Below are 11,976 nucleotides of genomic sequence, written 5' to 3'. Positions count from 1 at the left end.
TGGACGAAATTGGAAGCGAATGGACTCACCACCAGCGCTTGACTCCCCCATTTCTCCTCCGTTAATCTGCGCCAAGGTGAATATGAGAAATTCCATTTCGACTTTTTTGGCAGTGCTGGCGGCGGGCGGCGTGCTCTCGGTGCGCGCGGCAGAAATCGCGGACAGCCTGAACGCCGTCGTCAACGAAGTTCCCATCACCCAGCAGGCCGTCGAGCGCATCTCGGGCACGGAAGAGCAATATCTTTTTCAGCAATATAATAATCAGCCGGACATCTTGAACAAGAAAGTCATCACGCTCCGGCAAAACGCCTCAGAATTTCTCATCAATCGCGAAGTCATCCTGCACGATTTCAAAACCAGCATTAAAGTGCCTGACAGCATCATTGACGATATTGTCAGCGAACAGATCAAGAAGAAGTACCCCGACAACATCGCGCTTACCAAGCAGCTTCAGGCGCAGGGAACCACGCTTGAGGAACTCCGCCAGCAATTCCGCGATCAGTTCATCGTTGAGCAGATGCGGTTGAAATTCGTGCCCGAGCCGATCATTTCGCCACTCAAGATCGAGCAGTATTACACCGCGCACCTGGCCGATTTCAAGCTCGAGGACCAGATCAAGATGCGGATGATTTTCCTCAAAAAATCTTCCCCCGAAGAAGATGCCGCCACGCGCAAGCGCGCCGGGGAAATCCTTTCGCAGATCAAGGGCGGCGCTTCGTTCGAGGAATTGGCGCGCAGTTATTCGGAAGGCTCGTTACGTTCGGACGGCGGCGAAACCGGCTGGGAAGACCTTTCAGTGGTCAACAAAACTTTGGCCGAAGCCGTCAACCAACTCAAGCCGGGCCAATACAGCGATGTTATTGAAGCGTCCGAAGGTTTTTATTTGTTGTTGCTCGAGGATCGCCATGCCGCGCATTATAAGCCGTTGAACGAAGTGCGCGTCGCGATTGAGCATACCTTGTCTGACCAGGAAACCGAGCGCTTGCAAAAGCAATGGATTGACCGGTTGCGCAAGAAGACGTTCGTGCAGGTTTTCTAAGCGCTGGCTGGCCTCTTCCCGCTGGCTCGCCATTTGATTTCTATGACCGGCTGCATCGGCATATCCCTCGGTGACGTTTCGGGCATCGGCCCCGAAGTCACACTCAAAGCGCTCGCCGCTGAAGCTGCCGCCGACGACACGCGTTATCTGCTCATCGGAGATGCCGCTCACTTAGACAAACTCAATCAAAAGTTAGGCACGAACCTGCCGCTTGAGCCATTGGCAAACGCAAAAAGCGGCGCGCGTTTTCTCGTGCATAATCCTTTGGACGAACCGCTGCCCGCTGACCTTGCGCCCGGTTCGCCCGCGGCGGCCAAGGCCGCAATCGCCTGGTTGCGGGAGGGTGCGCATCGCTGCCTCCATCATGAATTGGATGCCCTCGTCACCGCGCCGGTCAATAAGGAGTCCATCATCCAAACGGGCATGCCCTTCATCGGGCAGACGGAATTTCTTTCGCAACTTGCCGGGGCCGAACGCACCGGCATGATGCTGCTCGGCCAGGATGACCGCGGACGCTGGCTGCGCGTCGTGCTCGCGACGACTCACGTTCCTCTTCGCCACGTCGCTGATCAACTCACGCAAGCCAAAGTCGAACTAGCGATTGAACTCGCCGCCCAGGCTTGCGCCGATTTGAATCTTTCCCGCGCGCGCGTCGCCGTGTGCGGATTGAATCCACACGCCGGTGAGGGCGGCCAGCTTGGCACCGAAGAAATCACGGTGATTACTCCCGCCGTCCGCACCGTCCGGCACGCCAGCAAAATCGAAGTGGCCGGTCCCTTCGCTGCCGACGCCCTGTTCCATCAGGTCTATGCGGGCGATTACGAAATCGTCGTGGCCATGTATCACGATCAGGGATTGGTTCCGTTGAAGATGATCGGTTTCGAAACCGGCATTAATTGGACTCTCGGCCTGCCGTTTATCCGCACCTCGCCCGACCACGGAACCGCATATAACATTGCGGGCCAAGGCATCGCGAACCCTTCGAGCATGGGAGCCGCGCTCCGGCTGGCCAAACAGTTGGCGCGCAGCAAAAAAAGCTGAAATTGTCTGGCAAAATGCGATTTTTAAAAGAAGCTGCATTTTTCTTGAAATGACTGTTGACTTAACTACCAGTTTTGCTACTTTCTCCCCTCCTTTTATCAGGATTTTAGATGAAAACGCATTTGCCGAAAGTTAACGTGGATCAGCGCAAGTGGCACGTCATTGATGCCGACGGAGCCGTCTTGGGCCGTCTGGCTGTTTTGATTGCCGATACCCTGCGCGGAAAAAACAAACCCATTTACACCGCGCATCTCGACGCGGGTGATTTCGTGGTCGTCATCAACGCCGAGAAAGTCGCCCTCACCGGCAAGAAGGAAAGTGACAAGTACTTCATGACCTACTCCGGCTGGAAAGGCGGCGAGCGCTACAAATCTGTCGCGCAGATCCGCGAGAAACATCCCGAGCAGCTCATCACCCACGCGGTGCGCGGCATGGTTCCCAAGAACCGCCTCGGCCGGGTGCTCATGACCAAGCTCAAAGTTTACAAGGGCGACAAGCATCCGCACAGCGCTCAGCAACCCGCCGCGCTGGAGCACAACTCGCCCGTCCAAAAAGACAATTAATTAAATTATGGCAGCCATCTCTGAATTCCTCGGCACCGGCCGTCGCAAGACCTCCGTCGCCCGCGTCCGCCTCGCTTCCGGTTCCGGCAAGATCGTCGTGAACGGTCGCGCGTTTGAAACTTATTTTCCCACAGAAACCCTGCGCATGGTCGTCAGCCAGCCGCTGGTGGTCACTTCCCTCACCGGCAAGTATGACATTCGCGTGAACGTCCAGGGCGGCGGTCCCACCGGCCAGGCCGGCGCGGTCCGTCACGGCATTGCCCGCGCGTTGCTCGAGGCGGACATCGCCTTGCGCCCCACGCTCAAGTCCGAGGGCCTGCTCACTCGCGATTCCCGCGAGAAGGAACGCAAAAAATACGGCCAGCCCGGCGCGCGCAAGCGCTTCCAGTACAGCAAGCGTTGATCCTGTTGTTATTTCGCAACACCCCGCAGGTTCAACCTTGCGGGGTTTTTCTTTTTCAGACACAAATGACCGTCGCAGTTTGGTTTGTTTTCAACGCCCGTGAATAATAAAATCAAAGTAGGAATTGTCGGCGCGTCCGGTTACTCCGGCGAGGAATTGGTGCGCCTCTTGTTGACGCATCCCCACGCGGAATTGACCGCGCTCACTTCGCGCCAATACGCCGGGCAGACGCTCGCCCAGGTTTTCCCGCAATTCGGCCATCATCCGCAGGCCAAAACGCTCCGCTTCAGCGAGCCCAATGCCGAACTGCTCGCGAAGCAAGCGCAAATTGTTTTTCTCGCGCTGCCGCATGGCGTCGCCGCCGAATTCGCCGTGCCGCTGCTGCAACTTGGCTGCCAGGTGATTGACTTGAGCGCGGATTTTCGACTTAAGAGCGCGGCGGTTTACAAAGACTTTTACGCCCATGAACATCCCGCGCCGGATTTGCTCGCGACTTCCATTTACGGATTGCCCGAAGTTTATCGCGAAGAAATAAAAAATGGGATGCTCATCGCCTCGCCCGGATGTTATCCCACAAGTATTTTGTTGCCCGTGTTGCCGTTGCTGCGCGCTAAATTGATTAAATCCGTAGGCATCATCGCCGACTCACTGAGCGGTGTGAGCGGCGCGGGCCGGAAGGTGGAACAGGATTATCTCTTTGTGGAATGCAACGAAAGCGTGCGGCCTTACGGCGTGCCCAAGCATCGGCATCTTTCCGAAATTGAACAGGAACTTTCCCTCGCCGCCGGCGAACCCATCGTCATTCAATTCACGCCGCACCTGATCCCGGTCAATCGCGGCATTCTCACCACGCTTTATCTCGCGCCCACGCAAACTATTTCCACCGCCGCCGAAGCCGCCGCGTTCAACGAAAAAATCGCTGCATGTTATCAGACCGCTTATGCAAACGAACCCTTCGTGCGTTTGCTCGACGGCAAAATGTTGCCCGACACCAAGCACGTCGTCGGCACGAACGTCATTGAAATCGCGTGGCGGCTCGACCCGCGCACCGGGCGGCTGATCGTCATGAGCGCAGAGGACAACATCGTTAAAGGCGCGAGCGGCCAGGCCGTTCAAAGTTTGAATATCATGTGCGGTTTTCCCGAGACTGCGGGTTTGATTTGATTTTCCATCCCGCGCCATTTCTAAATTATGAAGCATAAGCAAATCACTGGCTCCATCACCGCTCCCCAGGGTTTTTTGGCCGCTGGAATTTTCTGCGACATCAAACGCCTCGGCACCGGCAAAGGCTCGAACAAAGGCCGAAAGCGCGACCTCGCGATTATTTTTTCCGAAGCGCCCGCAACCGTCGCCGGTTTGTTTACAACCAGCCAGGTTTGCGCCGCGCCAGTGAAGGTCAGCATACCACGCGCAAACAAATCCCAAGCCCAAGCCATCGTGGTCAATTCGGGCAATGCAAATGCCTGCACCGGCAAACAAGGTTTGCGCGATGCCGAAGCGATGGCGTCCGAGACGGGCAAACTTTTGAAATTGGCCGCGGAAGACGTGCTCGTCGCTTCGACGGGCCGTATCGGCGTGACGTTGCCGATGGCAAATGTGAAGCGCGGTATTCACGCAGCGGTTCCGTTGCTGGCGCGCACTGAGGAAAATGCGCATCACGCCGCCGAAGCCATCATGACCAGCGACACGCGTCCCAAGGAAGTCGCGGTTGAATTTAAATTGGGTGGACGCACCGTGCGTGTCGGTGGCATTTGCAAAGGCGCAGGCATGATCCAGCCCGGCATGTCGCCCACAGGTGTACGCCCCGCCGCGGCGCCCTATGCGGGTCTTCATGCCACGATGCTTTGTTTTATCACCACCGATGCCGCCATCGAATCGAAGGCGCTCAAAGCCGCGCTCGCCGAAGCGGTCGCGAACAGTTTCAACCGCATCACGGTTGACGGTGACATGAGCACCAACGACACCGTGCTCGTGCTCGCCAATGGCCTGGCGAGAAACAAAAAGGTCACGAGCAGCAGCGCCGAATTCAAAATATTTTCTGACGCGTTGAATCACGCCTGCCTGGAACTCGCCAAGATGATTGTACGCGATGGCGAAGGCGTCACCCGCTTCGTCACCGTCCGGCTCACCGGCGCGGAATCGTTCAACGATGCCGATGCCGCCGCGCGCGCCGTCGCGAACAGTTCGCTCGTGCGCACAAGCTGGTTCGGCGGCGATCCGAATTGGGGCCGCATTCTCGGCGCACTGGGTTATTCGCCCGCGCGCATCGTCGAGGAAAAAATTGACGTGGCGTACAGCTTGCCGGACAGCAAAAAACTTTTGTTCGCATTGAAAAAAGGCACGCCCACGAAAACCTCTTTCGCCGCGCTGTGCAAGATCACCGCGCAAAAGGAATTTGATCTGCATATCAATCTGAATCTCGGCAAATCGAGCGCGATCATTCACGCTGCCGATCTCACCGAAGAGTATGTGGACTTCAACAAGGGTGACGTGAGCGACCCGACGTCGCTGGGAGGCTGAGATGCAAGACCTGATTTCCAAAGCCGCGGTGTTGCTGGAAGCCCTGCCCTATTTGCAGCGTTTTCATGGCCAAACTTTCGTCATCAAATACGGCGGCAGTTTCATGGACTCGCCGGACGCCGCCGTGCGCGAAGGCGTGGCGCGCGACGTCGTTTTTCTCGAAGCATCGGGCATCAAGCCGGTCGTGGTTCATGGTGGCGGCAAAGCGATCACGCGCGCGATGGACGCCGCCGGTCTCAAGGCAAACTTTGTCCAGGGCATGCGTATCACCGATGAGGCGGCGGTGAAAGTCGTGGACCAGGTTCTTTCGCGCGAGATCAATCCCGAGGTTGTCGCCACTATCAATTCGCTCAAGGGTCGTGCGCGCGGTTTTGCCGGCACGGATATTTTTACCTGCCGCAAGCTTTGGCTCACCGGCCCGGCGGGCGAACAGCTTGATCCCGGTTTCGTCGGCGAAGTCATCGGCGTGAATACCGCGCCGCTGTTCGATTGCCTTGCGCAAGGTTTCACGCCCGTGATCAGCCCCACCGCGCGCGGCGAAGACGGACATATTTATAATTGCAATGCCGACGTCGCGGCGGCGCAGGCGGCCATTGCGTTGAAGGCGAAACGGCTCGTTTTCATGAGCGACGTTCCCGGCTTGATGCGCGATCCGAAAAAAGAAGAGACCTTGATTCCGCAACTGCGCATCAGTGAAGTGGACGGCTTGAAGCGCGCCGGAATCGTGGACAAGGGGATGATTCCCAAGGTGGACAGCGCGGTCGCGGCGATCAAGTCGGGCGTGAACAAAGTTTCGCTCGTGGACGGACGCATGCCGCATTCGGTGTTGCTCGAGATCTTTACCGATCGCGGCGTCGGCACCGAAGTCGTTGAATAGTCACAAACAAAACGCGAATTCCGCTTTTATCCTGAAATTTTCCTGCTAAAAATTTTCTTTCGCTTGATCGAAATAACATGAAAGAGATTATTCCAACGCCGCCCGCCGTCGTTCACAACGAAACGGCGGAGATCCAGGCCTTGTTCCAAAAAAATGTCATACCGACGTATGGCCGCTTCGACATCGTGCTCAGCCACGGCGCGGGCAGTTACGTTTGGGACATCACCGGCAAGCGTTACCTCGACCTCGGCGGCGGCGTCGCCGTGCTGGCGCTCGGTCACTCGCCCGCGGCGATCACGGACACGCTCATCGAGCAATCGCGCAAGCTCATCCACACTTCCAATTTTTATTATCACGGCCCGCAAGGCCAGTTAGCCGAGAAGCTCGTGAACCTGATCGGTCCGGGAAAATGTTTTTTCGCCAACAGCGGCGTCGAGGCCAACGAAGGCTTGTTCAAACTTGCGCGCAAATTCGGCCATGATGAAGGCCGTTTCGAGATCATTACGGCCATCAATTCCTTTCACGGCCGCACGCTGGGTGGCATCGCCGCCACCGGGCAGGACAAAGTCAAAAAAGGTTTTGAGCCCATCATCCCGGGCTTTCGGCATGTGCCTTACAATGACCTCGCCGCGATGCGTAATGCGATTTCTCCCGCGACCGCCGCGATTTTTATCGAAGGCATCCAGGGCGAAGGTGGCGTGTCGCCCGCGGCGCCAGAATATCTGCTGGGCTTGCGGCAATTATGCGATGAGAAAAAATTGTTGCTGATGATGGACAGCGTGCAGTGCGGCCACTTCCGCACGGGCCGTTTTCAAAGTTATCAGCGCACGCTCGAGAACACACCCGGTGGCGATAAATTCATGCCCGACGCGATCTCAATGGCCAAATCACTCGGCGGCGGTTTTCCGATCGGCGCGTTTTGGGTACGGCAGCCTTACGCGGATCTGCTCGGCGCAGGGACACACGGAAGCACGTTCGGCGGCTCGCCGCTCGGTTGCGCGGTCGCGTTGAAAATTCTTTCGGTCATCGAACAAGAAAAACTCGCGGACAATGTGCGCTCCGTCGGCGACCATTTGAAAAACAGTTTGCTGGAACTCGCGCGCAAATATCCGTCCGTCATTCAAAACGTGCGCGGCCTGGGTTTCATGCTCGGCATCGAACTCGCGCAAAACATTCCCGCCTTCGCCAGCGAAGGCAAAACCCCGACGCTGCGGTTCGTGAATTTGCTGCACGCCGCGGGACTGCTGGCGATTCCCGCCAGCACGAATATCGTCCGCCTATTGCCGCCACTGAATCTGCGGCGGAGCGAGGCTGACGAGGGATTGAAAATCATCGGTTCGGTGGTGGAAAAATTGGCATCATGAAAAATCTGTTGAGCATCGAGGAACTCAGCGCCTCCGACATGCGGGCGATCCTGTCCGCGTCGGGCCCGTTGAAAAAGGAACGCGGACATCATCAGCAACAGCCGCTCGCCGGGCAGGTCTGGGCGATGATTTTTACGAAATCGTCCACGCGCACGCGCGTGTCGTTCGAAGTCGCCATCCGCGAACTGGGCGGCCAAGCGCTGTTCCTGAACGCGAACGATATTCAACTCGGCCGCGGCGAGGAGATCAAAGACACCGCGCGCGTTTTGGGCCGCATGGTTCACGGCGCGATCATCCGCACCTTCGCGCAAAGCGACGTCGTGGATTTCGCGCGCTATTCCAAATTGCCGACGATCAATGCCCTCACGGACGACGAGCATCCCTGCCAGATTCTCGCGGACATTTTTACCTTTGAAGAACAGCGCGGCCCAATCGCCGGAAAAGTGGTGACGCTCATTGGCGATGGCGCAAGCAACATGACGTACTCGTGGATGTTCGCCGCCGCGAAAATGGGTTTTGAATTGCGGGTCGCCGCGCCGAAGGGTTATCAGCCCGCGCCGGAATTGCTCGCGCGTGCCAGCGGAAAAATCATCGTGACCGAAGACGTGCAAGCGGCTGCGAAAGGCGCTGACATGCTCTATACCGACGTCTGGATTTCAATGGGCAAGGAAGCGGAATCCGCCGAACGCATCAAAACGATGGCCGGTTATCAGATCAATGGCCCGCTCGTGCAACTTGCCAAGCCCGGTGCGCTGGTGATGCATTGCCTCCCCGCTTACAAGGGCAAGGAGATTGACGAAGCGACCTTTGAGGCGCATGCAAAGACCATCTTCGACCAGGCGGAAAATCGCCTGCACGTTCAGAAGGCGATCCTTGCGTGGGTCGCCGCCTAAACCGCCGCGTAACGCCGCAGATATTTGATCGCCACGGTCAGGTCTTTCGGCAGCGGCGAAGTGATGGCGACTTCCACACCAGTCACGGGATGCGGCAATTTTAACTCCGCCGCGTGCAGCGCGACGCGATCCATCAGCGGACGTTCCGTTTTTTTGGGCTTGAGATGATAGTCCATTTTCAGGCGCGACAGCAGCAACGGGTTTCCGCCGTAAAGTTCATCGCCCACGATCGGTAAACCCGCCTGCCGCAAATGCACGCGTATCTGATGCGTGCGGCCCGTCTGCGGACGGCATTGCAACACCGAGTAACCGTTGAATTTCTCGATCAACTGAAAATCCGTCCGCGCGCGCTTGCCATTTTTTTCATCCACGCGAATCAAACCGAGCTTCACCGGATGCGGCGCAAGTTTGGCCTCCACTTCAAAAGTTTCCCGGACCGGATTTCCGTGAACCAAGGCGAGATACGTCTTCACCGGTTTTTCCGAGCCAAATAAATTTGCGAGCGCGATCAACGCCGGTTTATTTTTCGCGAGCAGAATGATGCCGCTGGTTTCAAAATCCAGCCGATGCGCATTCATCAGATAAGTGAGCCCGCGCTGGCGCGCCCAAGGCTTGCCGGCTTCGACAGCCGCATGCAGCAGCTTCATCAAGTTCGGACGCGCGGGATCATAACGGTCCGGCGAAGTCAGCAGGCGGCTGGGCTTGTCAATCGCGAGCAGATTCCCGTCTTCAAACAGCACGGGCAACTCCCAAAACTCGCGCGTGGCCGGCGAAGATAATTTAATGACTTCGCTCATGAGAATTTTGGCGCGACGCCGCACTGGCGGCGCTGCGCATCACGACTTGCGGCGATTGGCGGCGCTGCTTCTCGCCTGGGAATCTTCCGTCAACTTCTGGATGTATTGCATGAAGTCGGGATCCTGATGCACCGCCGTGCTGAACCATTGATTGAAGGCATCACCTTCGCGGGCCGAGCGCAGCCCAGACAAAAACTCCGGCATCTCCGCTTTCATTTTCGCTTCATCAATCGGCAGGCGCTTGTCAACATACAGAAGGAATGCGCCATCGCGAGCCGCCGCGAGTCCGCTGGCTTTGCCCGGCTGAGTGCCAAACGCCGCCTGTTTGAGCGCGTTGATGCTGACCTTGTCTTCCAACATCGGCGGCACATTGCGCGCGTTGAGCGAGAACGGCGGCAGCGGCTGGGGCTTCACGCCCGCCTGCGCGCAAATATCCTTGAAGGATTTTCCCGCCGCCAAGCCGTTGGTCACCGCGCCGTTGAATTTGAAAGCTTCCTGCTGCGCCATCTGCACCGCGTTCATATAACGATAATCAGCCGTAACCTTCTCGCGAATTTTATCGAGCGATGGCGTCTCGGCAGGCAGACGCTGTTTGAGCGCGATCACATACACTCCGTCTTCTGCGACGATTGGTCCGGCATAAGGATCATCCTGCGCGAGCGCGAAAGCCTTCTGCGTGAAGCTCGGCGGAACAATAAATTCCTGCGGACCGTATTCGCGGTCGAACGGCGCCGTGGTCAAGACTTGTAATTTTTCCGCCGCGGCTTGCTTGTCAAAATTCGCCAGTGAATGATTCGTTTCCTGATCAATCGCCGTGGCGAAAGCCAGCGCGGCGCGCTGGGCATCCACCAACGCATGCTGGCGGACAAGGTCACTGCGGATGTTGGCCTTCGATTCGTCAGCCGTCTTGGCGTTCCGATAAAAATTCGTGCCGAGCCGGTCCACGTTTGCCTGCACCATCTGGTCCATGTTGGTGATGCTCTTCTCAGCGGCGGTCATATAATTGGTCACGTTATATTTTACGTAACTGACCTGCACTTCTTCCGGCACGCGATAATGCTCAAGCTGGTTCGTGTAGAATTGCGCCACGGCGTCCGGCGCGGTGAGAACGCTCTTCATGTAATTCGTCGCCGAAAAATAAACCAGCACCGTATCCACGTCCTGATGCTCCAGGCGGTACATCGTCTCCGCTTCCTGCGGCGTGACCAATCGTCCGGCGACGCCCGCCGTCAACGCCAGTTGCTCGATACCCAATTCGTGGCGGAGAAAATGATCAAAATCCGTCGCGTCCAAGCCTTCGGGCTTGAGGACCTTTTCCACAAAATCATCCATCGAAGCTTGGCCCAAAATGCGATGAGCAAAAGCCGCTGCCGCATCCGTCGGCACTTCGATGCCCATTTCCTTTTGCTTTTGGTTCAGGAACAGGCGCATGTAAGCCTGGCGATTGAGATCAGGATTGTTGCGGTCGGGCCATTGCTGGTTCTTGAGAAAATAATCCAACTCCACTTCATGGATGGCGCCGACGATTTGTTCGCGGGTAATGGCGCGGCCTGCAAGCATGCCGAAATTATCCCGTCCCCCGGAGCCGTTGCCCGATTTGTTATTTGCGCCGGTCCAAACTATGAGGCTGAGGCAGGTCACGACAATGATGATAGCCCAAAGCCAGGTCTGATGTTTTCTAATGGTCCCAAACATACGTTTTGTTCAAATGATGAGCGGCCAGCCTAACCGCGTTGGGGAGTGGTGGTCAAACGTAAAAGCAGTATTTTTGCGTGCAAAAAGTCCATTTACAACCGCCCCGGCTTGTGCAAGGCTCTCTATACATACTATGCGTATTGTTAAGACATTATTGCCCATGCTCTTGCTTGGCGCGCTCCTCACCGGATGCGCCTCCGGCACCATCACCAACCTCACAGCCAAGCAGCAGTTCCGCAATGACAATGGCTTTTACCCCATCGAGGCCGCCTTCGCCTCGAGCCAGCAATCCCTCATCTGGCCGTCCATCAGGCCCGTCGCCATCTCGGGCAAAGAACCCTTTCCGATGCACCTGACCACGCTCATGACCAATCGCTGGGAAACCATCATCCCCGCGCCCCCCGGAGCCAAGGTCATTTATTACCGCTTCAAGTTCGATTACAGCTACAACGGTTTCGGCCCGGTGAAGGATAACAGCAAACTTTCCCCCGTTTACCGTCTGCAAATCCTCGACAAATAACCGGCCCGCGCCGGTTTTATTCAATCCAACCCTCTGCAGGATCAGTGTGCCCAGGCACATCTGACGCCTTTTCTGTCAGCGAAGCCATTTTTTAGGCAAACCGATTCAGTGCTCGCCTTTCCCCAATAATTTTTTTCCCCCGCTAAGCGAACTTATCCGAGCTTATCCGAGCCAACGCGAATTTAAGCGAGCCAAACCGGCCTCATCTGGCGTTTTTTATACATTTTTGGAAGAGCATTGACAGAAATTATGTAGTGGTGTGAA

General features: G+C 56.8%; 12 protein-coding genes. 10 read left to right on the top strand and 2 right to left on the bottom strand.

Going from position 1 to position 11,976, the window contains the following annotated elements; all coding sequences use genetic code 11:
• Nucleotides 1–82: 82 nt before the first annotated feature.
• The 9 genes from VH413_11835 (at nucleotide 83) to argF (ending at nucleotide 8,700) form a co-directional block, all read left to right on the top strand.
• Nucleotides 83–1,039, top strand: coding sequence for a peptidylprolyl isomerase (locus VH413_11835; GenBank protein HEX3799380.1), 957 nt, complete (start codon nucleotides 83–85; stop codon nucleotides 1,037–1,039).
• Between the two features lie 42 nt (nucleotides 1,040–1,081).
• Complete coding sequence (gene pdxA, locus VH413_11830; protein HEX3799379.1) at nucleotides 1,082–2,080, top strand: 4-hydroxythreonine-4-phosphate dehydrogenase PdxA; 999 nt, start codon at nucleotides 1,082–1,084, stop codon at nucleotides 2,078–2,080.
• A 110-nt stretch (nucleotides 2,081–2,190) separates the two neighbouring features.
• Complete coding sequence (gene rplM, locus VH413_11825) at nucleotides 2,191–2,643, top strand: 50S ribosomal protein L13 (GenBank protein HEX3799378.1); 453 nt, start codon at nucleotides 2,191–2,193, stop codon at nucleotides 2,641–2,643.
• 7 nt (nucleotides 2,644–2,650) lie between these two features.
• The gene (gene rpsI / locus VH413_11820; GenBank protein ID HEX3799377.1) at nucleotides 2,651–3,046 is read left to right on the top strand and encodes a 30S ribosomal protein S9; all 396 of its coding nucleotides are present in this window, start codon (nucleotides 2,651–2,653) and stop codon (nucleotides 3,044–3,046) included.
• A gap of 99 nt (nucleotides 3,047–3,145) precedes the next feature.
• Nucleotides 3,146–4,210, top strand: coding sequence for an N-acetyl-gamma-glutamyl-phosphate reductase (gene argC / locus VH413_11815; GenBank protein ID HEX3799376.1), 1,065 nt, complete (start codon nucleotides 3,146–3,148; stop codon nucleotides 4,208–4,210).
• A 27-nt stretch (nucleotides 4,211–4,237) separates the two neighbouring features.
• A complete protein-coding gene (argJ, locus tag VH413_11810) occupies nucleotides 4,238–5,566 on the top strand; it encodes a bifunctional glutamate N-acetyltransferase/amino-acid acetyltransferase ArgJ (GenBank protein ID HEX3799375.1) in 1,329 nt (442 codons plus the stop codon).
• Nucleotide 5,567: 1 nt separating this feature from the next.
• Complete coding sequence (gene argB, locus VH413_11805) at nucleotides 5,568–6,443, top strand: acetylglutamate kinase (GenBank protein HEX3799374.1); 876 nt, start codon at nucleotides 5,568–5,570, stop codon at nucleotides 6,441–6,443.
• 77 nt (nucleotides 6,444–6,520) lie between these two features.
• Nucleotides 6,521–7,807 carry an acetylornithine transaminase gene (locus tag VH413_11800; GenBank protein ID HEX3799373.1) on the top strand — a complete coding sequence of 429 codons (1,287 nt, stop codon included), beginning with the start codon at nucleotides 6,521–6,523 and terminating at the stop codon, nucleotides 7,805–7,807.
• Nucleotides 7,804–8,700: an ornithine carbamoyltransferase gene (gene argF, locus VH413_11795; protein HEX3799372.1), complete on the top strand. Its 897-nt coding sequence runs from the start codon at nucleotides 7,804–7,806 to the stop codon at nucleotides 8,698–8,700. Before VH413_11800 ends, argF begins: the two co-directional genes overlap by 4 nt.
• Here argF and VH413_11790 read toward each other — a convergent pair.
• Together VH413_11790 and VH413_11785 are read right to left on the bottom strand one after the other, a co-directional pair.
• A complete protein-coding gene (locus VH413_11790; protein ID HEX3799371.1) occupies nucleotides 8,697–9,497 on the bottom strand; it encodes an RluA family pseudouridine synthase in 801 nt (266 codons plus the stop codon). The genes argF and VH413_11790 overlap by 4 nt on opposite strands.
• Nucleotides 9,498–9,536: 39 nt before the next feature.
• Complete coding sequence (locus tag VH413_11785; GenBank protein HEX3799370.1) at nucleotides 9,537–11,192, bottom strand: peptidylprolyl isomerase; 1,656 nt, start codon at nucleotides 11,190–11,192, stop codon at nucleotides 9,537–9,539.
• A 133-nt stretch (nucleotides 11,193–11,325) separates the two neighbouring features.
• Here VH413_11785 and VH413_11780 point away from each other — a divergent pair, with 133 nt between their 5' ends.
• A complete protein-coding gene (locus VH413_11780) occupies nucleotides 11,326–11,712 on the top strand; it encodes a hypothetical protein (protein ID HEX3799369.1) in 387 nt (128 codons plus the stop codon).
• The last annotated feature ends 264 nt before the right edge of the window (nucleotides 11,713–11,976 follow it).

It is taken from the genome of Verrucomicrobiia bacterium (assembly GCA_036268055.1).
GTDB lineage: Bacteria > Verrucomicrobiota > Verrucomicrobiia > Limisphaerales > Pedosphaeraceae > DATAUW01.
The sequence above is the reverse complement of the archived record's forward strand: the minus strand, read 5'-3'. Positions and strand labels throughout refer to the sequence as shown.

Bases quoted from the DNA above. Each gene is read 5' to 3' on its own strand.
- rpsI (HEX3799377.1), top strand. From the start codon at position 2,651: ATGGCAGCCATCTCTGAATTCCTCGGCACCGGCCGTCGCAAGACCTCC.
- VH413_11800 (HEX3799373.1), top strand. From the start codon at position 6,521: ATGAAAGAGATTATTCCAACGCCGCCCGCCGTCGTTCACAACGAAACG.
- VH413_11785 (HEX3799370.1), bottom strand. From the start codon at position 11,192: ATGTTTGGGACCATTAGAAAACATCAGACCTGGCTTTGGGCTATCATC.
- VH413_11790 (HEX3799371.1), bottom strand. From the start codon at position 9,497: ATGAGCGAAGTCATTAAATTATCTTCGCCGGCCACGCGCGAGTTTTGG.
- pdxA (HEX3799379.1), top strand. From the start codon at position 1,082: ATGACCGGCTGCATCGGCATATCCCTCGGTGACGTTTCGGGCATCGGC.
- argB (HEX3799374.1), top strand. From the start codon at position 5,568: ATGCAAGACCTGATTTCCAAAGCCGCGGTGTTGCTGGAAGCCCTGCCC.
- VH413_11835 (HEX3799380.1), top strand. From the start codon at position 83: ATGAGAAATTCCATTTCGACTTTTTTGGCAGTGCTGGCGGCGGGCGGC.
- argJ (HEX3799375.1), top strand. From the start codon at position 4,238: ATGAAGCATAAGCAAATCACTGGCTCCATCACCGCTCCCCAGGGTTTT.
- argF (HEX3799372.1), top strand. From the start codon at position 7,804: ATGAAAAATCTGTTGAGCATCGAGGAACTCAGCGCCTCCGACATGCGG.
- VH413_11780 (HEX3799369.1), top strand. From the start codon at position 11,326: ATGCGTATTGTTAAGACATTATTGCCCATGCTCTTGCTTGGCGCGCTC.
- rplM (HEX3799378.1), top strand. From the start codon at position 2,191: ATGAAAACGCATTTGCCGAAAGTTAACGTGGATCAGCGCAAGTGGCAC.